The following is a 21,732-nucleotide window of genomic DNA, read 5'->3' as shown; positions in this document are numbered from 1 at the left end:
CCCTGTGGCTGACCGCACAGGGCGTGCGGGGCCCAGGGTGGAAGGCGTGCACCTCCTACGGAGAAGGCTGCGATGGCTGCCCGGGGCCCTGGCACTCGGGCTCCTGCTGCTGTGTGCGGCGGCGGTCGACCGGCCCGGGCCCGAGCGCTTCGAGGCCACGGCCCGCGGCGAGCTGCCGGCCGGCGCGGCGCACGTGAAGCGGGCGGCGGCCGTCGGCAGCCGGGTACCGGCGCGGCGCCCCCGGATCGTGCCGCGCTCGCGGTGGCTCGCGAAAGCGCAGACGTACCACCGCGACCCGATCCGCTACGGCGACCGCGTCGAGGCCGTCTTCCTGCACCACACCGACTCGCCGAACGACTACGACTGTGCGGACTCGCCGCGCGTCATCCGCTACCTGTACGCGGGTCAGGCGGGCGGCGGCGCCACGGGCGGCAAGGAGTGGGACGACATCGGCTACAACTTCCTCGTCGACCGCTGCGGGACGGTCTACGAGGGGCGCGCGGGCGGCACCGACCGGCCCGTGATCGGCGCCCACACGCAGGGCTTCAACCGGAACACGGCGGGGATCGCCGCGATCGGCACGTTCACCGAGGGCACGCCGGTGCCGAAGGCGATGACGGACGCGATCGCCGCCGTCTCCGCCTGGAAGCTGGGCCTGGCGGGGATCGACCCGCGCTCGCACGTGCGCCTGGTGTCCAGCAACGACCTGGCCCGCTACCGGACGGGCACGGCCCACGACTTCTACGCGATCTCCGGGCACCGCGACGGCTACGAGACGTTCTGCCCCGGCCTCGCCCTGATGGGGAAGCTGCCCGGGATCAGGGAGCGGGCCGCGGCGCTCCAGAGCCGCGGGTAGCGCGTCACAGGGCCCTACCTCGGCTTGAGCGTGCCGCCGCCGTCCAGCTGGTACTTCTTCCCGTGCAGGTCCGGGCTCGACGCCTTGTCGTACGTCACCGTGTGGCCGTTGCCCACGATCACGTCGGAGACCTTCGCCCCGCCGGCCAGCTCGATGCCGTTCAGCCGCGAGTCACCGGACACGGACCACGTCGTCCTCGGGCCGAGCGTCAGCGACGCCGCTCCCACGATCTTGCCGTCCAGGTCGGCGGAGCCGGTCAGGTCGAGGGTGGCGGAGGATCCCTTCTCCACGGCCACGCTGCCCTTCAGCTTCTCGCCGTCCGCCGTGAACGCCGCCTTCCCGTTGTCCGTGACCCGCAGCAGCTTGCCGTCCTTGGTCTGCACGTCGGCGCCGCCCCTCAACTCGATGTCGGCGTCGGCCTGTTGGACCGCGAAGATGTCACCGTCGGAGGCCTGTACCGCCCCACCGGTCATCCGGAACGAGGTCGCGCCGTCGCCGCGCAGCACCACACCGCCCGCCGCCGCGGACGCCCGGACGTCCTTCAGGGACAGCGAACCCCCGGCCTCCACGGTGAACGCCTCCGAGTTGGCCACGTCGAACAGCGTCTGCGCCAAGGACACGTCGCCCGCCGTCTGCACGCCCGGCGACCCGCAGCCCGCCGAGGTCATCGTGCCGCCGGACACCGTGACCTTCCCGCCGCCGGGCCCCACGGCCACCGGCGCCGCCTGCGCGGCCGCCGTGTCGATCTCCACGTACGTCAGGTCCAGTACGCCCCCGTGCGCGGCCGCCACACCGTGCGAGGAGGCGCCGTGCGTCCTGATGCCGCCCGAGCTGAGCGTGGCCTTCGTACCCTTGCCCGAGGCGAACACGCCGATCGAGCCCTTGCCCTGGGTGGACATCCGGCCGCCGGAGAGCGTGAGGGTGCCGCCGTCGCGGGCGAGCGCCGCCGCGTTGAGGCCGTGCCCGTCGGACGCGGTGACCGAAGAGGTGCCGCCATGCTTGATGATCTTCGCGTCGCGCGTCGTCAGCTTCCCCGAACCGGACACGAGCAGCGCCGACTTGTCGCCCGTCGTCGTCTTGAACTCCTTGTGGGCCTTCGCCTTCACGGTCTTCTTGGTGACCGTGTACCCGGCCTTCGCGCGCGGCTTCGCGTCCGGGCCCTTGTCGTCGGCCGGCCGGTCCGTGGCACAGCGGGCGCCGCTCGCCGTCGCGGCGGGCGAGGCCGTGGGCGGCGGATTGGTCGCCCCGTCGTCGGAGCAGGCGGACAGCGTGGAAAGGGCGAGCGGCAGCAGCAGCACGGAGGCGGTGGCCGCGGCGCGACGGTGTCCCTGGCGGCGCGGGAGTCCCGGGTTCTTCATGCGCCTACGTTCACACCTCACGCCCCGCGAGGCACGCCCGGGGTCCGCGTGGCGCCGGAAGCGTCCAGGATCGGGGCGAAGACGAGCAGGGTCAGGTCGTCCCGCACGCTCCCGGCGAACCGGATGACGTCCCGCCACACCGCGTCCGTCAGCCCGGCCGGATCCTCGCCCGCGAACTGCGGGAGCCGGTCCGCGAGCGGATAGAAATCGCCGTCCCGGTTCCGCGCCTCGGTCACCCCGTCCGACGGCGCGATCAGCCGGTCACCGGGCCGCAGCTCGACCGTGAGGCGCTTCGGCGGCGCGAGCTCCGCGAGGCCGAGGCCGAGCGGCGCACCCGACGGCACGTCCAGCTCGGTCACCCGCCCGCCGCGCAGCAGCAGCGGGTGCGGGTGGCCGCAGCTGATGAGGTGGACGACGGGCGCCTCGCCGGGGGTGGGGTCGGGGAATTCGAGCAGCACCGCCGTCGCGAACAGCTCCGCGTGCTCGTCCTCCGCCGTGTCCACGACGAGCCGCCGGTCGAGCCGCGCCGCCACGCCCTCCAGGTCCGGCTGGTCGAGCACCGCCTCCCGGAACGCGCCGAGCAGCCCGGCCACCGTGCCGACCGCCGACAGACCGTGACCCTGTACGTCGCCGACGACCGCCGTCACGCCCGTCGGACCCTTGCGCACGTCGAAGAGGTCGCCACCGACCAGGGCGCCGCGGTGTGCCGCCCGGTACAGGCCGGCGCAGCGCACGGCGCCGACCCGCTCGGGCAGCGGCGGCAGCACCGCGAACTGGGCGGCCTCCGCGACCGTGCGCACCGAGACCAGCTGCTCGTCCCTGCGGCTGCGCACCAGGGCGATCACCGTGCTGAGCACGGCGACAAGCCCCACCGTCAGCACGTCACTGTCGCCGGGGCGCCCGAAGCCGGTGCGGGGCACTTCGAGGAGCAGGATGACGAGGCCGCCGTACACGGCCGTGGCCGCGGGACCGTACGACAGGGCGGCGAGCGGCGGGATGGCCGCGAGGGGAAACGCGAGCTCGAACCGGTACCCCGTGGGGGCCTGGAGCGCGAACAGCGCCAGGAGCAGCACCACCGGCAGCCATCGCACCCAGCGCGGCGGCGGCGCACCGCGCAGCCGGGCACGCTCCGCCTCGTCTCGGCGGTGCCCCACGGGCCAGGTCATGCCGGCTTCGGCTCCCTTCGCGACGGACGTTCCACCTCACCCTGCTACGAGTCGCCGCCCGTCGCACGCCGTGACCGCGCGCGCCGGACCGGCCTACAGGGGCTGTCCCATCAGCACGTCGTCCACGTACGCCCCGTCGAGCAGCAACTCCCCGGGCAGCACGCCCTCGACGACGAAGCCCTCCGCCTCGTACAGCTTCCGTGCCGGGGTGTTGTGGCCGAGGACGCGCAGCGTGATCCGGCGTGCGCCCTGCCGCCGCGCCAGCTCGATCGCGCCCCGCACCAGGGCCCGGCCGACGCCGCGCCCGCGGGCCGCGTCGGAGACCGCGAGCCCCTGGATCTGCCGCACGTGCGCGGTCGACGCCAGGGGCGTGGGGAGGCCGAGGCGGATGTAGCCGACGAGTCGGCCGGCGAGCTCGGCGACGAGGTGGTCGCGGGGTCCGACACGCTCGTTGAAGAACGGCGTGGGAGCCGGGTCGAGGGGTTTCACCGCGTGCAGATACGACCAGGTCTCCCGGTCGAGGCGGTCGAGCGCCGCCGCGTCCTCGGGGACGGCGAAACGTATGTGGGCCTCGGAGCCCTCGGGGGCTGACATGCGGCCGACTGTACGACGGGCAGGATGGGCCCATGACACGTTTCGTGGTGGCGGGCGCCTCCGGACTCATCGGCTCGGCCCTGGTCCGGTCCCTGACGGACGACGGGCACGACGTGGTGCGCCTGGTGCGGCGCGCCCCACGGGCGGCGGGCGAGGCCCGCTGGGACCCGAAGGAGGGTTACGTCGACACGGACCGGCTCGCCGGCTGCGAGGCGATCGTCAACCTCGCGGGGGCCGGGGTCGGCGACCACCGGTGGACGGCCGCGTACAAGCGGGAGATCCGCGACAGCCGGGTCCTCGGCACGCAGACCCTCGCGCGGGCGGCGGCCGACCTGGACACGCCGCCGCGGGTCTACCTCAACGGCAGCGCGGTCGGCTACTACGGCGACACGGGCGCCCGCACGGTCGACGAATCGGCTCCGGCGGGCGACGGCTTCCTGCCCTCGCTCTGCGTCGAGTGGGAGGCGGCGGCCGCGCCCGCGCACCAGGCGGGCATCCGTACGGTGTTCGCCCGCACCGGCCTCGTCGTCGCGCGCGGCGGGGGCGCCTGGGGCAAGCTCTTCCCGCTGTTCAAGGCGGGGCTCGGCGGGCGCATGGGGGACGGCCGGCAGTACTGGTCGTACATCGCGCTCGACGACCATGTGGAGGCGCTGCGGCACCTCTTGGACACGGACGACCTGGCCGGTCCCGTGAACCTGACGGCGCCGCAGCCGGCGACGAACCGGGAGGTGACGGTGGCGATGGGCCGCGTCCTACGGCGCCCCACGCTGCTGCCGGTGCCGTCCTTCGCCCTTCGCGTGGCTCTCGGGGAGATGGCGGGGGACGTTCTGGGCTCTACGCGGGCGGTCCCCACGCGGCTGCTGGAATCCGGCTTCGAGTTCACCCACCCGGGAGTGGACCAGGCGATCCGGGCAGCATAATCAAGCCCCTGCAGGGGGCACCTCCCAGCGTTAGCTGGGGGAGATTGAGCAGGCCCGTCCGGCAGGACTTTCGGGAATGGCCCCGCCCCCGTGCCGCAGCTAGCCGAACCGGGCCGTCAGCCGCGGGTACGTCCGGGACATCACCCCGTCGTCCTCGAAGTCCAGAGGCGCGCCCTCCGGTTCCGGGGGCGCGGGGGCGAGGCCCAGGTCGGGGGCGACCACCCCGGTCAGCTGCTCGTACGCCTCGTCCGCCGCGTACCCGATCTCCTCACCGTCCCCGTCGACCTCGTCGTCGAAGTCGTCCAGAAGCTCCGCCAACGAGTCCGGATCGTGCAGCGCCCCCTCGAACGTCTCCCGGCCCTGGCCGATCAGCCAGCACCGGAAGTAGTCGAAGGCGTCGTCGCTCGCCCCGTCGAGCAGCACCCACGCCGCGCCCCAAAGGTCCCAGCGGTACGCCCGGTTGTACCGGGACTCGAAGTGCCGCGCGAAGTCGAGCACGAAGTCCGGATCGGACCGCAGCAGCCGCTCGACGAGCAGCTCGGCGTGGTCCTCGGGATCGCCACCCGCGGCCTCACGCGTACTGTCCACGATCTCCCAGAACTCGGTCTCGTCCATCACGGGACCAGCATCGGCCCTGTACCGATGGGGCGCACGCCGAGCGCGGGAGCTGCTCCACTTCGTTATGCATGCACATGCCCACGGCACGCCCGATCGCCGCTCCCGGAGCCCTTGCCCCGTCAGCCGTACCACCCCCGCATCCGCCGCGCGGCCAGCGCGAACCGCTCCCGCAGCGCCACCGGAGCCACCACCTCTGCCTCCGGTCCCAGCGCCATGAGCTGTGTGTACGCCACGTCCTCCGACTCGACCGGCAGTGTCACCGTCACCCGCCCTTCGGCGTCCGCCTCCGCCGCCGACTCCAGGGCCTCGCGCGCGGACGCCGGATCGGTGGCGTACGGCAGTTGACGTACCCCGGAGGACGTGAGCCGCACGACGACCTCCGACCGCAGCAGTGCCCGCGCGAACTGCGCCGCCCGCTCCTCCCAGAACGCGGGCAGGTCGAACGCGTCCTCCCCCTCGGCCCGCCCGAACCGCTCCTCGCCCGGCTCCACGGCCGTGAACCGGTCGACCCGGTACACCCGGAAGGCGTCACCCGGGTCGCCCTCGCTCCCGCGCACCGCCGCCGCCAGGTACCAGACACCCGCCTTGAGCACGAGCCCGTACGGCTCAAGATCCCGCTCCACGTCCTCCTCCGCCCGGCCGCGCGACGTGCGGCGGTAGCGGACCCGCACCACCCTGTCCTCCCACACCGCCTCCGCGATCGCGGGCAGCAGCTCGGGCGTCTGCGGCTCCCGGAACCAGCCGGGCGCGTCCAGATGGAAGCGCTGCGCCGCCGTCCGCGACGCGTCCCGCACGGAGGGCAGCAGGGCCGCCGACACCTTCAGGTGCGCCGCCGACGCCGCGTCCTCCAGACCCATCTCGCGCAGCGCCCCCGGCACCCCCGACAGGAACAGCGCCTCCGCCTCGCCGCGCGCGAGCCCCGTGAGCCGCGTCCGGTACCCGCCGATCAGCCGGTACCCACCGGCCCGCCCCCGGTCCGCGTACACCGGGACCCCGGCCTCGCTGAGCGCCTGTGCGTCCCGCGTCACCGTCCGCTCGGACACCTCGAGCTCGCGCGCCAGCTCGGCCGCGGTCATGGAGGGCCGGGACTGGAGCAACAGCACCATCTTGATCAGGCGGGCAGCACGCATACGGTCATCATGAACCGCCCCACTGACAACGGACCCCGCTCAGACCGCTCAGACCGCTCAGACCGCTCAGACCGCGAAGCGCATCACGGAGAACGCCGCGCCCTGCGGATCCGCGAGCATCGCGAACCGGCCCGGCTCGATGTCCGTGGGCGCCACCAGGATCTGCCCGGACAGCTCCGTGCAGCGTTCGGCCACCGCGTCGACATGGTCCACGGAGACGTACAGGTTCCAGTGCGAGGGCACGTCGGGCGGGAACTGTCCGGTCGACATGTCGACCATGCCGCCGAAGGGCTCGTCGGCGACGCTCCACTCCGTGTATCCCTCGTGCCGCCGCGCGCCCCATCCCAGCACCGACTGGTAGAAGTCCACCGCGCCCGCCCCGTCCCGCGTGAGCAGCTCGAACCAGCAGAAGCTGCTCGGCACGTTCACCACCTCGAACCCGGAGTGCTCCCGCGGCTCCCACAGGCCGAACGCCGCGCCCGCCGGGTCCTGGCAGATCGCGAGCCTGCCCTGGTTCCGCACGCCCCGCGGAGCCGCCACGACCCGGCCGTCGTTGCCGCCCACGCGCGAGGTCACCGCGTCGATACCGCTGGACTGGAAGTACGGCAGCCACGCCGCGGGCTGATGCCTGTTCAGCACCGGGCCGACCCCGGCGACCTGCGGCCCGTCCGGGCTGTCCAGGGCGAACATGCTGTAGCCGCCGTCCTCGGGAGCGTCGGCCGCCCGCGAACTCCAGCCGAACAGCGCCTCGTAGAAGACGCGCGCCGCGGGCGGATCGGGCGTGGACAGATCGGCCCAGCAGGGCGCGGAGGGAGTCTTGGAGATCTTCACAGAAGTACGCCTCTCCTCATCGAGCCTTATCGAGCCTCATCGAGTCGCGCCTCCCACAGCGCGAACGGCCCCCGGGATCGAACGCGTCCATTCACGCACGCGTGCCCCGCCCCGGCAATCGGGACGGGGCACGCACGCGTACCTGCCTGGGAGGCCTTACAGGCCGTAGCGCTCGCGCGCCTCCTTCACGGCCGTCGCCTTGACCTCGCCGCGGCGGGCGAGCTGGGCGAGGGCCGCGACGACGATCGACTCGGCGTCGACGCCGAAGTGGCGACGGGCGTCCTCGCGGGTGTCGGAGAGGCCGAAGCCGTCCGCACCGAGCGAGGTGTAGTCCTGCTCGACCCACTGCGCGATCTGGTCGGGGACCTGGCGCATGTAGTCGGAGACGGCCAGGACCGGGCCCTCGGCGCCCTGAAGCGCCTGGCGGAGATACGGCACCCGCTCCTCGCCGTTCAGCAGCGCCTCGTCGGCGTCGAGAGCCTCGCGGCGCAGCTCGGTCCAGGAGGTCGCGGACCACACGTCGGCGGCCACGCCGAAGTCCTCGGCGAGCAGCTGCTGCGCCTTGAGCGCCCAGTGGATCGCCGTACCGGAACCGATGAGGTTGGTGCGCGGGGCGTTCGCGGCCGGCGAGAGACCGGCGGTCTCCGCGGTGTTGAAGCGGTAGAGGCCCTTGATGATCTGCTCGTCGAGACCGTCCACGGCCGGCTTGGCCGGCTGCGGCATCGGCTCGTTGTAGACCGTCAGGTAGTAGAAGACATCCTGGTCCTCGCCCGGCTTGGCCTCGCCGTACATCCGGCGCAGGCCCTCCTTCATGACGACCGCGATCTCGTAGGCGAACGCCGGGTCGTAGGAGAGAGCCGCCGGGTTGGTGGCCGCGATCATCGGCGAGTGGCCGTCCGCGTGCTGGAGACCCTCACCGGTGAGCGTCGTGCGACCGGCGGTGGCGCCGACGACGAAGCCGCGGCCCATCTGGTCGCCGAGCTGCCAGAACTGGTCGCCGGTGCGCTGCCAGCCGAACATCGAGTAGAAGATGTACAGCGGGATCATCTGCTCGCCGTGCGTCGAGTACGACGTGGCGGCGGCGATGAAGTCCGCGAGCGAACCGGCCTCGTTGATCCCCTCGTTGAGGATCTGGCCGGACTCGGACTCCTTGTAGTACATGAGCTGGTCGCGGTCGACCGGGTCGTACGTCTGGCCCTTGGGCGAGTACAGACCCAGCGACGGGAACAGCGACTCCATGCCGAAGGTGCGCGCCTCGTCGGGAATGATCGGCACCCAGCGCTTGCCGGACGTCTTGTCCCGTACGAGGTCCTTCAGGAGGCGTACGAGCGCCATCGTCGAGGCGACGGACTGCGTGCCGGAACCCTTGTCGAACGAGGCGAACGCCTTGTCCGCAGGCGCGGGCAGCGGCGCGAGCGGCTGCGTACGACGGGCCGGAGCGGGGCCACCCAGGGCGGCGCGACGCTCGGAGAGGTAGCGCAGCTCGGGGGAGTCCTCGGCGGGACGCGCGTACGGGACGACGCCGTCCTCGAACTCGCTGTCCGGGATCGGCAGGTCAAGGAGGTCACGCATGTCCTTGAACTCGTCGATCGTCAGCTTCTTCATCTGGTGGTTGGCGTTCTTGGACTCGAAGCCCTTGCCGAGCGTGAAGCCCTTCACCGTCTGGGTGAGGATCACGGTCGGCTTGCCCTTGTGCTCGACGGCCGCCTTGTACGCCGCGTACACCTTGCGGGGCTCGTGGCCGCCGCGCGAGGTGTGGAAGCACTCGGAGACCTTGTCGTCCGACAGCACCTTGGCCATCTCGACGAGCGCCGGGTCGGTGCCGAAGAAGTTCTCACGGATGTAGGCGACGTCGCGCGTCTGGTACGTCTGGAACTGGGCGTCCGGGACCTCGCGCAGGCGGCGCAGGAGGGCGCCGGTGGTGTCGAGCTGGAAGAGCTCGTCCCAGGCATTGCCCCACATGGACTTGATGACGTTCCAGCCGGAGCCGAGGAACTGGGCCTCCAGCTCCTGCACCACGCGGAAGTTCGGACGGACCGGGCCGTCGAGGCGCTGCAGGTTGCAGTTGATGACGAAGGTCAGGTTGTCCAGACCCTCGCGGGCGGCGAGCGTGAGCGCCGAGGTCGACTCGGGCTCGTCCATCTCGCCGTCGCCGAGGAACGCCCAGACGTGCGAGTTCGACGTGTCCTTGATGTTCCGCGCGCTCAGGTAGCGGTTGAACCGCGCCTGGTAGATGGCGGACAGCGGGCCGAGGCCCATGGACACCGTCGGGAACTCCCACAGCCAGGGGAGACGACGCGGGTGCGGGTACGACGGCAGGCCGTTGCCACCCGCCTCGCGGCGGAAGTTGTCGAGCTGCTGCTCGGAGAGGCGGCCGTCGAGGAACGCGCGGGCGTAGATGCCGGGCGAGGCGTGGCCCTGGATGTAGAGCTGGTCGCCCGAGCCGTCGCCCTCCTTGCCGCGGAAGAAGTGGTTGAAGCCGGTCTCGTACAGCCAGGCTGCCGAGGCGAACGTGGCGATGTGGCCGCCGACGCCGTGTTTCGAGCCACGGGTCACCATCGCGGCCGCGTTCCAGCGGTTGTACGCGGTGATCCTGGCTTCCATCGCCTCGTCGCCCGGGAACTCCGGCTCGGCGGCGGTGGGGATGGAGTTGAGGTAGCCCGTCTCAAGAAGCTTCGGCAGCGCCAGGCCGCCCGCCTCGGCGCCTTCCAGGGTGCGCCGCATCAGGTACGCGGCCCGGTGTGGCCCGGCCGCCTTGGTGACGGCGTCCAGGGAGGCCCGCCATTCGGCGGTCTCCTCGGGGTCACGGTCCGGGAGCTGGTCGAGCTCGCTCGGCTGGATGCGCATGGGGTCGGTCATAGTCGCCGCACGCCTTCCTGAGTCGAAGGGGGTGGGGTGGGGGTGCCCTTGTCTTTGGCAGGACAGGGCGAGGTCCCGGTAGAGACCCGTCGGTGACTGTAACTCCCTGATCGATGATCGATCAAAGGATTCACCCCCAAAACTTCTTCAGATCAAGAAAGTCGGCACAGGGTGTCTGTGCTGGGGGCGCAAACTTGGCACGGAGTGCCTGGTCAGAGAAGCGGACCGTGACCTCTCATGCGCGCGGCGCACACCCCAGTACGTGAGCCTTCACCAAGGCCGCGATCTCGGGGTCACGTCGCCGGAACGCGGCGACGAGATCGGCGTGCTCCTCCGCGTACGACTGCTGCACGGTGCCCAGCCAGCGGATGGACAGCGCGGTGAAGACCTCGATGCCGAGCCCCTCCCACGTGTGCAGCAGTACCGAATTGTCCGCCGCCCGCACCAGCGCCCGGTGGAAGGCGACCGTGTGCCGCACCTGCGCGGTCCCGTCGGCCTCCTGGTCCGCCCTGTAGAGCGCCTCTACGTGGGGTTCAAGGGCCGAGCAGTCGTCGGCGAGCCCGTCGGCCGCCAGCTCCGCCGCGATGGCCTCCAGGCCCGCCCTGACGGGGTAGGACTCCTCCAGGTCCGCCGCGGAGAGGTTCCGTACGCGCACGCCCTTGTTCGGCGCCGACTCGATGAGCCGCAGCGACTCCAGCTCCCGCAGCGCCTCCCGCACCGGGGTCTGCGAGACCTCCAGCTCGGTCGCGATCCGGCGCTCCACGATGCGCTCGCCCGGCTTCCAGCGGCCGCTGACGATCCCCTCGACGATGTGCTCGCGGATCTGATCGCGAAGCGAGTGGACGACGGGCGCGGTCATGGGGGCTCCTTGGCAGGGTGGACCCGGTGGGTCGGCGGGGACCCTTAGACAATACGGCCGCTGCCCTGGCCGGACGGGGTACGGCCGCGCATGCGACGGGTGATGCCGGTTACAGAGAGCGTTTGTCGGGGCGGGGTCCGGGCGGGCTACAGAAGGGGGTGCCCGCCCGGGCACGCGACTACGCACGCGCGCGTACGACGGCGCCCCCGACCGGAGGCTTCCGGTCGGGGGCGCCGTCGTGCACCTGCTGTCCTTACAGACCGAGCTCGGCGGTGAACTCGCCGGCCTCGAGGATCTGCTTGACCGTCGTCAGGTAGCGGGCGGCGTCCGCGCCGTCCACCAGACGGTGGTCGTAGGAGAGCGTCACGTACGTCATGTCACGGACGGCGATGGTGTCGCCGAGCTCCGGGTCGGAGATGACGACCGGGCGCTTGACCGTGGCACCGATGCCCAGGATGGCGACCTGGTTCGGCGGGACGATGACGGTGTCGAAGAGGGCGCCGCGCGATCCCGTGTTGGAGATCGTGAAGGTCGCGCCGGACAGGTCGTCCGGGGCGATCTTGTTGTTACGGACCTTGTCGGCCAGCTCGGCGGTCTTCTTGGCGATGCCCGCGATGTTGAGGTCACCCGCGCCCTTGATGACCGGGGTCATCAAGCCCTTCTCCGAGTCGACGGCGATGCCGACGTTCTCGGAGTCGAAGTAGGTGATGGTGCCCTCGTCGTAGTTCAGGCGGGCGTTGATGACCGGGTGGGCCTTCAGTGCCTGGACGGCGGCCTTGACGAAGAACGGCATCGGGGAGAGCTTGACGCCCTCGCGGGCCGCGAAGCCGGTCTTGGCCTTGTTGCGCAGCTTCATCAGCTTGGTGATGTCGACCTCGATGACCGAGGACAGCTGAGCCTGCTCCTGCAGCGCCTTGTGCATGTTGTCCGCGATGGCCTTGCGGATGCGCGGCAGCTTGACCGTCTGGCCACGCAGCGGCGAGGCCTCCAGGGTCGGGGCCTTCGGCGCGGCGGCGGCAGCCGGGGCGGCCGGGGCCTGCGCCTTGGCGGCCTCGGCGGCGGCGGTCACGTCCTGCTTGCGGATGCGGCCACCGACGCCGGTGCCCTTGACCGTGGACAGGTCGACGCCGTGCTCGGAGGCGAGCTTGCGCACCAGCGGGGTCACGTAGGCGCCCTCGTCGGCCGGGGTGACCGGCGCGGCGGGGGTGGCCGGCGCGGACGGGGCGACGGGAGCCGGAGCCGGAGCGGCCGGCGCGGGGGCCGGAGCAGCGGGGGCGGCGGGCGCGGCCGGGGCAGCCGGAGCTGTGGGGGCGGCCGGGGCCGGGGCCGGGGCGGGCTCGGCGGCCGGAGCCGGAGCGGCGGCCGGGGCGGCCGGAGCCGGGGTCTCGGCGGTGGCCGGGGCGGCGCCCGGGGCACCGATGACGGCGAGCTTGGCGCCGACCTCGGCGGTCTCGTCCTCGGCGACGGAGATCTCCAGGAGAACACCGGCGACGGGGGAGGGGATCTCGGTGTCGACCTTGTCGGTCGAGACCTCGAGCAGCGGCTCGTCCTCCGCGACCTCCTCGCCGACCTCCTTCAGCCAGCGGGTGACGGTGCCCTCGGTGACCGACTCGCCCAGTGCGGGCAGCACGACGTCGGTACCGGAGGCGCCACCGGCCGGGGCGGCGGGGGCGGCAGCGGGGGCCGGCTCGGCGGCGGGGGCCGGAGCCTCCTGGGCCGGGGCGGGCTCGGCGGCCGGGGCCTCGGCGGCGGCCGGGGCGGGCTGCTCGGCGGCGGGGGCGCCCGAGCCGTCGTCGATGACGGCCAGCTCGGCGCCGACCTCGACGGTCTCGTCCTCGGCGACCTTGATGGAAGCGAGCACACCGGCTGCGGGGGAGGGGATCTCGGTGTCGACCTTGTCGGTCGAGACCTCGAGCAGCGGCTCGTCGACCTCGACGCGCTCGCCCTCGGCCTTCAGCCAGCGGGTGACAGTGCCCTCGGTGACGCTCTCACCGAGCGCCGGAAGGGATACGGAAACCGGCATGGTGTCGGTTGCTCCTTAACGATGTGCAATGCGCGGCAACGCAGTGCGGAAGTCTGTGGTGGTCGGTCGTCGCGCCCGGATGCGACAGGGGCGTGGCTCAGTCGTGCGAGTGCAGCGGCTTGCCCGCGAGGGCCAGGTGGGCCTCGCCCATCGCCTCGTTCTGCGTCGGGTGGGCGTGGATGAGCTGCGCGACCTCGGCCGGCAGCGCCTCCCAGTTGTAGATCAGCTGGGCTTCGCCGACCTGCTCGCCCATGCGGTCGCCGACCATGTGGACGCCGACCACGGCACCGTCCTTGACCTGCACGAGCTTGATCTCGCCCGTGGTCTTCAGGATCTTGGACTTGCCGTTGCCCGCAAGGTTGTACTTCAGAGCGACGACCTTGTCCGCACCGTAGACCTCCTTGGCCTTGGCCTCGGTGATGCCGACGGAGGCGACCTCCGGGTGGCAGTAGGTCACGCGCGGGACGCCGTCGTAGTCGACCGGAACCGGGTTCAGGCCGGCAAGACGCTCCGCCACCAGGATGCCCTCGGCGAAGCCGACGTGCGCGAGCTGGAGGGTCGGGGCGAGGTCACCGACGGCCGAGATGGTCTCCACGTTGGTCTGCATGTACTCGTCGACGAGCACGAAGCCACGGTCCATGGCCACGCCCTGCTCCTCGTAGCCGAGGCCCTGGGAGACCGGGCCGCGACCGATGGCGACGAGGAGGACCTCGGCGTCGAAGGTCTTGCCGTCGGCGAGGGTCACGCGGACGCCGTCCTGCGTGTACTCGGCCTTCTCGAAGAACGTGCCGAGGTTGAACTTGATGCCGCGCTTGCGGAAGGCGCGCTCCAGGATCTTGGAGCTGTTCTCGTCCTCGACCGGGACGAGGTGCTTGAGGCCCTCGATGACCGTGACGTCGGTGCCGAAGGACTTCCACGCCGAGGCGAACTCGACGCCGATGACGCCGCCGCCCAGCACGATCGCGGACTGCGGGACGCGGTCCAGCTTCAGCGCGTGGTCCGAGGAGATGATGCGGTTGCCGTCGATCTCCAGGCCCGGCAGCGACTTCGGCACGGAGCCGGTCGCGAGGAGCACGTGGCGACCCTGGACGCGCTGGCCGCCCACGTCCACGGACGTCGGGGAGGAGAGCTTGCCCTCGCCCTCGATGTACGTCACCTTGCGCGAGGCCACGAGGCCCTGCAGGCCCTTGTACAGGCCGGAGATCACGTCGTCCTTGTACTTGTGGACGGCGTTCATGTCGATGCCATCGAAGGTGGCCTTGACACCGAACTGCTCGGACTCGCGCGCCTGGTCCGCGATCTCACCGGCGTGCAGCAGAGCCTTCGTGGGGATGCAGCCGTTGTGCAGGCAGGTGCCGCCGAGCTTGTTCTTCTCGATCAGTGCGACGTCCAGGCCCAGCTGCGCTCCGCGCAGGGCCGCGGCATAACCGCCGCTACCGCCGCCGAGGATCACTAGGTCGAAAACGGTGCTGGCGTCGTTCGCCACGTCACGTCCTCCATGCATGTGCGCCGTACGCCGGTCTTCGCCGACCGGGCGGCGGTGTGTTCGGCCGCTCGTTCTTTCGGCCCTGAATGAGGGCCCTGTCCTGCCGTACCCCATCCTCGCACTTGTCGGCGGCAGTCGGGACGTCGGGCTCCGGGGTGAGACGGCTGTTACACCGGAAACAGCCATGACAAGCGGGGACAAACACGCGAATTTCATTCAAAGCGAACAGCCCCCGGTGCCGTGCACCGGGGGCTGTTCAGCGGTTTCGTGCTGTCGGCGACGCTCAGCCGAGGTCGCCGGCCGCCGTCCGCTCCGCGAGCCGGACGAGGGTGCGGACCGCGGAACCCGTGCCGCCCTTCGGCGTGTAACCGAACGGGGCCGACTCGTTGAAGGCCGGTCCCGCGATGTCGAGGTGGGCCCACGTGATGCCCTCGCCGACGAACTCCTGCAGGAACAGTCCCGCGACCAGGCCGCCGCCCATCCGCGCGCCCATGTTCGCGATGTCGGCGGTCGATGAGTCCATGCCCTTGAGCAGCTCGGCCGGGAGCGGCATCGGCCAGGCCGGCTCGCCCACCTCCTCGGCCGCCTCGTGGAGCGAGCCGCGGAAGGCGTCGTCGTTGGACATGATGGCGAAGGTGCGGGCGCCGAGCGCCATCATCATCGCGCCGGTCAGCGTCGCGACGTCGACGATCGCGTCCGGGGCCTCCTCGGAGGCCTTGGCGATGGCGTCGGCGAGCACGAGGCGGCCCTCGGCGTCGGTGTTCAGGACCTCGACCGTCTTGCCCGAGTACATGCGCAGCACGTCGCCGGGGCGGGTGGCCGAGCCCGACGGCATGTTCTCGGCGAGCGCCAGCCAGCCCGTGACGTTCACTTCGAGCCCGAGGCGGGCCGCGGAGACGACGGCGGCGAACACGGCGGCGGCGCCGGCCATGTCGCACTTCATCGTCTCGTTGTGACCGGCCGGCTTCAGCGAGATGCCGCCCGAGTCGTAGGTGATGCCCTTGCCGACGAAGGCGAGGTGCTTCGCGTTCTTGCCCGCCTTGGCGCTCTTGTACGAGAGCTTCACCAGGCGCGGGGCCGAGGCGGAACCGGCGCCGACGCCGAGGATGCCGCCGAAGCCGCCCTTCTCCAGGGCCTTCTCGTCGAGCACCTGCACCTTGATGCCGTGCTCCTTGGCCGCGGCCTGGGCGACGGCGGCGAAGGACTCCGGGTTCAGGTCGTTCGGCGGGGTGTTGACCAGGTCGCGGGCGCGGTTGAGCTCCTCGGCCACCGCGGTGGCGCGCTCGATCGCCGCCTTGTACGCCTTGTCGCGGGGCTTGCCGCCGAGGATCGCGATCTCGGCGAGCGGCGCCTTGCCGTTCTTCGGGGTCCCCTTGTCGTCGGAGACCTCCTTGTACGTGTCGAAGGAGTACGCGCCGAGCAGCGCGCCCTCCGCGATCGCACCGGCGTCCTCGGCGTCGTCGACCGGCAGCGCGAACGCGGCCTTCTTCGTCCCGGCCAGGGCGCGGGCCGCGGCACCGGCGGCGCGGCGCAGCGCCTCGCTGTCGTACGCGTCACCCTTCTCGGGCTCGCCGCCGAGACCGACCGCCAGCACGATCGGCGCCTTGAGGCCGGACGGCGCGGGGAGCTTGGTCGCCTCGCCCTCGCCGCCACTGGCGCCGAGGGCCTCCAGGACGGAACCGAGCTTTCCGTCGTACGCCTTGTCCACGGCTTCCGCGCCGTGCGCGACGACGGGGCCCTTGTCGCCCTTGACGACGCCGACGACGATCACGTCGGCGCGCAGGCCGGTCGCCGCGGCGGTGCTGAGAGTCAGAGCAGTCACGGTGGTGAGGTCCCTCTTTCATCGGTGGGGCCGGCTTCTTTGCCGGGTCCGGGCGGCAGTTGGCCCGCCCGGGGCGAGCCTACGCCCGTCGTTCTTGTGCCGCTCCGTCCAGGTACGCCCAGCGGCTGGGGCTCAAAGGCCCAGGGTCAGGATCACCAGCGACGTCGTGGCGGCCGTCTCGGCCAGGGCGCCGAAGACGTCGCCCGTGACGCCGCCGAAGCGGGAGACGCAGCGGCGGGAGAGGAGTTCGGCGGCTCCACATCCCAGTACGACGGCGATCGCGGCCTGGAGGGAGAGTGCGGCGCACAGTGCCACCACCACCGCCCCGGCGATCAGCGCCGCCCGCCGTGACACCGTCTCCGCGACCGCCGCGCCGAGGCCCTCCGGGCGGGCGGCCGGGACGCCGGTGCGGGAGGCGAAGGTCAGGGCGAGGCGCGCGGTCACCGCGGAGACGGTCGCGGCGAGGGCGCCGCGCCACCACGACTGGCCGAACTGGTCGGCCAGGACGGCGACTTGGGCCAGCAGTGCCAGGACGAGCGTGACGACGCCGAAGGGGCCGATGTCCGACTGCTTCATGATCCGCAGCGCGTCATCGGCGGGCTTTCCGCTGCCCAGGCCGTCGGCGACGTCCGCGAGTCCGTCGAGGTGCAGTCCGCGGGTGAGTGCCGCGGGTGCCGCGGTGGCGGCGACGGCGGCGAGGAGGGCGTTCGCCCCGAGGAAGGTCAGAGCCACGCCGGTCGCGGCCGCGAGGAGGCCGACGGCCAGTCCGGCGAGCGGTGCGCACAGCATCCCGACCCGTGCGGCCGCCCGATCCCAGCGGGTGACCTTCACCCGGAAGACGGTGAGCGTCCCGAACGCGAAACGTATGCCGTCAGGCAGAGAGGCGGGTGAGCTGATTTCGGCCACCGGTGGAGGTTACCTGCACCGGGGCGGGGGCCGTCCGTGTCGGTACGCGGCACCGGGGTGCCGCCTTGCCCACCCTGCCGCCCAAGGCGGCAGATTGCCCAAGGCGCCACGGCAGCCGGAGCCGCCCACATCAAGCCCCTGCGGCGATTGAGCAGCGGGGTCCGGGGCGGAGACCCGTGGCGTGGGGGCGGTCGGCCTAGGCGGGCCGCTCCGTGGCGGCAGCTTCCGGCAGCTCCGCCGCCAGCGCGGCCGCGGCCTGCACCAACGGAAGCGCGAGAAGCGCCCCCGCCCCACCACCCACCCGGACGTCCTGGTCCAGGAGAACGTCCATGGCCATCCGGTCCAGCGCCTTCGCCTGCGCCGGTTCGCCGGAGGCATGCGCGGCCAGCCACCAGTCCGGCGCCCGGAACGCCACCCGCTGCCCCACGAGCGCGCAGGCCGCGGAGACCACACCGTCGAGAAGCACGGGCGTACGCCGCACCGCGCACTGGAGCAGGAACCCGGTCGCCGCCGCGAGATCCGCGCCGCCCACCGTGGCGAGGAGCTGGAGCTGGTCGCCGAGGACGGGGCGGGCCCGCCGCAGCGCGTCCCGGATCGCCGCGCACTTGCGCATCCAGGCGAGGTCGTCGATGGGCTCGCCACCGCGCCCGGTGACGACGGACGCGTCCGTGCCGCACAGCGCCGCGATGAGCGTGGCCGCCGCCGTCGTACCGCCGACGCTGACGTCGCCGAGGACGACGAGATCCGTACCGGAGTCGACCTCCTCGTCGGCGACCGCCATGCCCGCGCGGAACGCCGCCTCCGCCTCTTCGAGGGTGAGCGCGTCCTCGGTGTCGATGCACCCCGAGCCGCGCCGCACGCGCCGGTCGTCGACGGACTTGGGCAGCTCGTCGGGCTCGCAGTCGAGGGAGACGTCGACGACCCGCACGCCGACGCCGAGCCGCCGCGCGAGCACCGCGCCCGCGGAGGCGCCCTCGACGACGTCCCGGACGAGGCCGGCCGCGCTGCCCGCCGCCCGCTTCGACACCTCGAGTCCGGCCACGCCGTGGTCGCCCGCGAAGAGCACCATGCGCGGCCGTGCCACCGGGCGTACGGGCACCGCGCCCTGGGCGGCGCTCAGCCACTCGCCCAGTTCGTCGAGGCGGCCGAGGGCGCCGGGGGGCACCGCGAAGCGGGCCCTGCGCTCCTCGGCATCGCGGCGGGTCCCGCCGTCGGGGCGCTCGATCAGATCGGTGAAGTCGTCGAGGTTCAGCGAGCTCATTCGTCGAACAGTACCGGCCGTCCCGGGACACCGATGGGTGCGTCCTTCCGGCGGACGGTGGCGACGGCCGGTGAGTCGCCTCCGGAGTGTCATGAACTGCTCGTAGATGATCGGGTGTGCCCAGTTTCGCGCCGAAGTGTCGCATATCGCGCGCTTGTTGAGGCACCGCAGACCATGACTGGAGGCCTCCCTTGACCGCCCCCGCCCCTGCTCCTGCCACCGTCCCGGCCTCCGCCACGCCCCAGGCCGTCGCCGAGCGCCGCCCCGCCTATCTCAGCGAACTCGCCCAGGGCACCGAACGCTTCCACGAGCCGCGCCGCCCCGACTGCCCCTGGTGCGGCAGCACCCGGCTGCGTACCCGCCTGCGCACCACCGACCTCCTCCAGCACAAGCCCGGCAGCTTCACCCTCGTCCAGTGCGGGTCCTGCGCCCACTCGTTCCAGAACCCCCGCCTCACACCCGAGGGCCTGGACTTCTACTACCGGGACTTCCGCGAGGGCCGCTACGCCGACCAGGCCGAGTGGATCTTCCGCGCGCGCACCTCCACCCGCCGCGACCGGTCGCGCGCCCGCGCCCTCGCCGCGTTCATCGAACCGGAGAGCTGGCTCGACATCGGCACCGGCCAGGGCCACTTCCCCGCGACCGCCCAAGAGGTCCTGCCGTACACGGCCTTCGACGGACTCGACAGCGGCGAAGGCGTCGAGGAGGGCCGCAGAGCGGGCCGCGTCGAGCGTGCCTTTCAGGGCCAGCTCACCGATCTCGCGCCCGAACTCCAGGGTGGCTACGACGCGTTGAGCATGTTCCATTACCTGGAGCACTCCCGCGATCCGCGCGAGGAGCTGAAGGCGGCGCGCCGCGTACTGCGCCCCGGCGGGCATCTGATGATCGAACTCCCCGATCCCGAGAGCCGCTTCGCGAAGCTGCTCGGCAAATGGTGGATCTCGTACTTCCAGCCGCAGCACCTGCACCTGATCCCGCTCGCCAACCTCCGCGCCGAACTGCGCGCCCTCGGCTACACGGTCGTCGCCGTCGACCGCAGAGAGCCCCACGTCCCGATGGACCTCGCGGCCGGCCTCGCCCTGTTCGCGGGCCGGCACCTGCCCGACGCCGACGACCCGTGGCGCACCAAGGCCCCCGGCGAGGCCAAGCGCATCCTCCGCAAGGCCCTGACGTACGCCGTCGCGCCCGCGTTCCTCGCCGCCTGCGCGGCCGACCGGCTGCTCGCGCCGCTCGCCCGCCGCACCCGCTTCTCCAACGCGTACCGGGTGATCGCGCGCCGCGACCCGGACGCGTAGAGACGCGCAGACCGGCGGATCCGGGTCAGCCGCGCAGCGCGAGCGGCTGGCCCGCGACGACGAGCAGCACGTGCTCGCACTCGGCCGCGAACGCCGCGTTCAGGCGGCCCAGTTCGTCCCGGTAGCGACGCCCCGACGCGGTCGCGGGCACGATCCCCGAACCCACCTCGTTCGAGACGGCGACGACGGTGCGCCGGGTGCGCCGAACGGCATCGACCAGCCCGGCCACCCGCTCCCGCAGCGCCTTCTCGCCGCCGCCCGCCCACTGGGCGTCGTCCCAGGCCCCCACCTCGTCCATCGCGTACGTCAGCCACAGCGACAGACAGTCGACGAGCAGCGGGGCGGAATCCTCCGGATCCTCAAGCAGCGGTACGAGGTCGCAGGTCTCCGCCGTCCGCCACGAGCCGGGCCGCCGGTCCCGGTGCACGGCCACCCGCTGCGCCCACTCCGTGTCCCCGCCGCGCGTCCCGCCGGTCGCCACGTACAGCACATCGGGGAACGCCTCCAGGCGCCGCTCGGCCTCCACCGACTTCCCGGACCGCGCGCCGCCGAGCACCAGTGTCCTGCGCGGCACATCGGGCACGTCCTCGTACGTGCCGACGTCCAGGGTCGTGCCGTCGGGCACGACCCGCGCGCCCGCGGCCGCGAGCCGCCGCGCGAGCTCCGGGCCCGGGAGGACGTCGTGGTCCAGATGGACGGCGAGGACATCGGTGGTCGGGCCGATCGCGCCCGCGGAGCGCAGCCGGGCGAGCGCGTCGGGACGGCCGACGACATCGGCGAGGACCATCTCGTACGGCGCCCGTGGCGCCCGTGTCTGCGGATCGTCGAACCCCGCGGGCGCGGTGCCCGGCGGCAGATAGAGCAGCCGCTCGCCCTCGGGCCCCGTCACCTCGTATCCGGTGCCCGGCGCGTCCAGGGCAAGCGCCCGCACCCGGTGCCCGCTCATGAGCGCCAGCTCCCGGCCGTCCGGCACCCGGCCGGGCTGCGGAAGCCCCGCGGGCACTTCGACCGCGGGCCCGTCGTGCGGATGCGAGAGCAGTACCTGCCGTACGCCGCCGAGGCTGTGCCCCGAACGGGCCGCGGCGAACGCGGCCCCCGGCGTCAGGTCGAGCAGCAGTGTCCCGTCGATCAGGACCGCCGTCGCGGCACGGGCGTTGCGGCCGAGCGCGGTCGCGCAGGCGGCGCAAGGGCAGTCGGGGCGGGGCAGCCCAGCGGGGCCGCCGGTGCCGAGCAGTGTCAGTTCCACAGGAAGATCCTCCCGCGCCCCCTTGATCGCCGCGCGCCCGGATAGGCTTCCGGGGACAGCGGCACAGCGGACGTCCGAGACCGGGAGGCTGGCATGGCGGCGTGGACGTGGCGGTTCGAGAAGTCCGACGGCACGGAGGTGCCTCCGGCGGTTCAGCCGGAGGAGTTCACTACGCAGGGGGATGCGGAGTCCTGGGTCGGTGAGTACTGGAAGCAGCTCGCGGACGGGGGCGCGGACCAGGTCACCCTCCGCGAGGACGACAAGGTCATCTACGGCCCGATGAGCCTCCACGCGGAGGGCTAGTCAAGTTCCGTGGGCGCTTGAGCCACTTAAGCCCCGTGGGTGCTTGAGCCATTCCAGCCTCTGCGGCGGGTGGGCACAGTCAAGCCCCGCCGGCGATTGAGGCGCGGGGTCTGGGGCAGAGCCCCGAGGCGTCACGACCGGCGCCGTGGTTGCGGCCCGGGGCTCCGCCCCGGACCCCGCTGCTCAATCGCCGCAGGGG

The 21,732-nt window shown here is 72.5% G+C and carries 18 protein-coding genes; 4 read left to right on the top strand and 14 right to left on the bottom strand.

What is annotated here, in order from left to right:
* Nucleotides 1-46 precede the first annotated feature (46 nt).
* Nucleotides 47-856, top strand: coding sequence for a peptidoglycan recognition protein family protein (locus tag ABT004_RS27740; protein WP_351342119.1), 810 nt, complete (start codon nucleotides 47-49; stop codon nucleotides 854-856).
* Nucleotides 857-870: 14 nt separating this feature from the next.
* Here the strand turns inward: ABT004_RS27740 and ABT004_RS27735 are convergent, their stop codons facing one another.
* From ABT004_RS27735 to ABT004_RS27725, 3 genes are all read right to left on the bottom strand, one after another.
* Nucleotides 871-2,214 carry a hypothetical protein gene (locus ABT004_RS27735; RefSeq protein WP_351342117.1) on the bottom strand — a complete coding sequence of 448 codons (1,344 nt, stop codon included), beginning with the start codon at nucleotides 2,212-2,214 and terminating at the stop codon, nucleotides 871-873.
* A 17-nt stretch (nucleotides 2,215-2,231) separates the two neighbouring features.
* Nucleotides 2,232-3,380, bottom strand: a complete 1,149-nt coding sequence (locus ABT004_RS27730; RefSeq protein ID WP_351342115.1) for a PP2C family protein-serine/threonine phosphatase — start codon at nucleotides 3,378-3,380, stop codon at nucleotides 2,232-2,234.
* 93 nt (nucleotides 3,381-3,473) lie between these two features.
* Nucleotides 3,474-3,974 (bottom strand): GNAT family N-acetyltransferase, encoded by a 501-nt coding sequence (locus ABT004_RS27725; protein WP_351342113.1) that lies wholly within the window; start codon nucleotides 3,972-3,974, stop codon nucleotides 3,474-3,476.
* 32 nt (nucleotides 3,975-4,006) lie between these two features.
* Between ABT004_RS27725 and ABT004_RS27720 the strand changes: the two genes are divergently transcribed.
* Nucleotides 4,007-4,894 carry a TIGR01777 family oxidoreductase gene (locus tag ABT004_RS27720; protein WP_351342111.1) on the top strand — a complete coding sequence of 296 codons (888 nt, stop codon included), beginning with the start codon at nucleotides 4,007-4,009 and terminating at the stop codon, nucleotides 4,892-4,894.
* A gap of 99 nt (nucleotides 4,895-4,993) precedes the next feature.
* Here the strand turns inward: ABT004_RS27720 and ABT004_RS27715 are convergent, their stop codons facing one another.
* From ABT004_RS27715 to ABT004_RS27670, 10 genes are all read right to left on the bottom strand, one after another.
* Complete coding sequence (locus ABT004_RS27715) at nucleotides 4,994-5,509, bottom strand: DUF4240 domain-containing protein (RefSeq protein WP_351342131.1); 516 nt, start codon at nucleotides 5,507-5,509, stop codon at nucleotides 4,994-4,996.
* Between the two features lie 122 nt (nucleotides 5,510-5,631).
* On the bottom strand, nucleotides 5,632-6,642 hold the full coding sequence (locus tag ABT004_RS27710) for a helix-turn-helix transcriptional regulator (protein WP_351342109.1): 1,011 nt from the start codon (nucleotides 6,640-6,642) through the stop codon (nucleotides 5,632-5,634).
* Between the two features lie 66 nt (nucleotides 6,643-6,708).
* A complete protein-coding gene (locus ABT004_RS27705; protein ID WP_351342107.1) occupies nucleotides 6,709-7,473 on the bottom strand; it encodes a VOC family protein in 765 nt (254 codons plus the stop codon).
* Nucleotides 7,474-7,629: 156 nt separating this feature from the next.
* Nucleotides 7,630-10,332: a pyruvate dehydrogenase (acetyl-transferring), homodimeric type gene (gene aceE / locus ABT004_RS27700; protein WP_351342105.1), complete on the bottom strand. Its 2,703-nt coding sequence runs from the start codon at nucleotides 10,330-10,332 to the stop codon at nucleotides 7,630-7,632.
* 235 nt (nucleotides 10,333-10,567) lie between these two features.
* Nucleotides 10,568-11,191 (bottom strand): GntR family transcriptional regulator, encoded by a 624-nt coding sequence (locus tag ABT004_RS27695; protein ID WP_351342103.1) that lies wholly within the window; start codon nucleotides 11,189-11,191, stop codon nucleotides 10,568-10,570.
* 253 nt (nucleotides 11,192-11,444) lie between these two features.
* Entirely contained in the window at nucleotides 11,445-13,214 is a 1,770-nt protein-coding gene (gene sucB, locus ABT004_RS27690) for a 2-oxoglutarate dehydrogenase, E2 component, dihydrolipoamide succinyltransferase (protein ID WP_351342101.1), read from the bottom strand.
* 97 nt (nucleotides 13,215-13,311) lie between these two features.
* Nucleotides 13,312-14,700, bottom strand: coding sequence for a dihydrolipoyl dehydrogenase (lpdA, locus tag ABT004_RS27685; protein WP_351342099.1), 1,389 nt, complete (start codon nucleotides 14,698-14,700; stop codon nucleotides 13,312-13,314).
* 283 nt (nucleotides 14,701-14,983) lie between these two features.
* Nucleotides 14,984-16,522 carry a leucyl aminopeptidase gene (locus ABT004_RS27680; RefSeq protein WP_351342097.1) on the bottom strand — a complete coding sequence of 513 codons (1,539 nt, stop codon included), beginning with the start codon at nucleotides 16,520-16,522 and terminating at the stop codon, nucleotides 14,984-14,986.
* Nucleotides 16,523-16,654: 132 nt separating this feature from the next.
* Nucleotides 16,655-17,428, bottom strand: coding sequence for an adenosylcobinamide-GDP ribazoletransferase (locus ABT004_RS27675; RefSeq protein ID WP_351342095.1), 774 nt, complete (start codon nucleotides 17,426-17,428; stop codon nucleotides 16,655-16,657).
* A 196-nt stretch (nucleotides 17,429-17,624) separates the two neighbouring features.
* On the bottom strand, nucleotides 17,625-18,689 hold the full coding sequence (locus ABT004_RS27670) for a nicotinate-nucleotide--dimethylbenzimidazole phosphoribosyltransferase (RefSeq protein WP_351342093.1): 1,065 nt from the start codon (nucleotides 18,687-18,689) through the stop codon (nucleotides 17,625-17,627).
* Nucleotides 18,690-18,880: 191 nt separating this feature from the next.
* On the opposite strand from ABT004_RS27670, the gene ABT004_RS27665 reads away from it, so the two are divergent.
* A complete protein-coding gene (locus ABT004_RS27665; RefSeq protein WP_351342091.1) occupies nucleotides 18,881-19,984 on the top strand; it encodes a class I SAM-dependent methyltransferase in 1,104 nt (367 codons plus the stop codon).
* Nucleotides 19,985-20,009: 25 nt separating this feature from the next.
* Here ABT004_RS27665 and ABT004_RS27660 read toward each other — a convergent pair whose 3' ends face one another.
* A complete protein-coding gene (locus tag ABT004_RS27660) occupies nucleotides 20,010-21,230 on the bottom strand; it encodes a bifunctional adenosylcobinamide kinase/adenosylcobinamide-phosphate guanylyltransferase (protein ID WP_351342090.1) in 1,221 nt (406 codons plus the stop codon).
* A gap of 93 nt (nucleotides 21,231-21,323) precedes the next feature.
* Here ABT004_RS27660 and ABT004_RS27655 point away from each other — a divergent pair, with 93 nt between their 5' ends.
* Complete coding sequence (locus ABT004_RS27655; protein WP_351342088.1) at nucleotides 21,324-21,533, top strand: hypothetical protein; 210 nt, start codon at nucleotides 21,324-21,326, stop codon at nucleotides 21,531-21,533.
* Nucleotides 21,534-21,732: the final 199 nt, after the last annotated feature.

This window comes from Streptomyces sp. NPDC002790 (genome assembly GCF_040295505.1).
GTDB lineage: Bacteria > Actinomycetota > Actinomycetes > Streptomycetales > Streptomycetaceae > Streptomyces.
This window is presented reverse-complemented; position numbering and strand designations above follow the sequence as displayed.

What these genes read in the sequence shown, in the direction of transcription:
- ABT004_RS27735 (WP_351342117.1), bottom strand. Translation starts at nt 2,214, where the DNA reads ATGAAGAACCCGGGACTCCCGCGCCGCCAGGGACACCGTCGCGCCGCG.
- ABT004_RS27730 (WP_351342115.1), bottom strand. Translation starts at nt 3,380, where the DNA reads ATGACCTGGCCCGTGGGGCACCGCCGAGACGAGGCGGAGCGTGCCCGG.
- ABT004_RS27725 (WP_351342113.1), bottom strand. Translation starts at nt 3,974, where the DNA reads ATGTCAGCCCCCGAGGGCTCCGAGGCCCACATACGTTTCGCCGTCCCC.
- ABT004_RS27720 (WP_351342111.1), top strand. Translation starts at nt 4,007, where the DNA reads ATGACACGTTTCGTGGTGGCGGGCGCCTCCGGACTCATCGGCTCGGCC.
- ABT004_RS27715 (WP_351342131.1), bottom strand. Translation starts at nt 5,509, where the DNA reads ATGGACGAGACCGAGTTCTGGGAGATCGTGGACAGTACGCGTGAGGCC.
- ABT004_RS27710 (WP_351342109.1), bottom strand. Translation starts at nt 6,642, where the DNA reads ATGCGTGCTGCCCGCCTGATCAAGATGGTGCTGTTGCTCCAGTCCCGG.
- aceE (WP_351342105.1), bottom strand. Translation starts at nt 10,332, where the DNA reads ATGACCGACCCCATGCGCATCCAGCCGAGCGAGCTCGACCAGCTCCCG.
- ABT004_RS27695 (WP_351342103.1), bottom strand. Translation starts at nt 11,191, where the DNA reads ATGACCGCGCCCGTCGTCCACTCGCTTCGCGATCAGATCCGCGAGCAC.
- sucB (WP_351342101.1), bottom strand. Translation starts at nt 13,214, where the DNA reads ATGCCGGTTTCCGTATCCCTTCCGGCGCTCGGTGAGAGCGTCACCGAG.
- ABT004_RS27670 (WP_351342093.1), bottom strand. Translation starts at nt 18,689, where the DNA reads ATGAGCTCGCTGAACCTCGACGACTTCACCGATCTGATCGAGCGCCCC.
- ABT004_RS27655 (WP_351342088.1), top strand. Translation starts at nt 21,324, where the DNA reads ATGGCGGCGTGGACGTGGCGGTTCGAGAAGTCCGACGGCACGGAGGTG.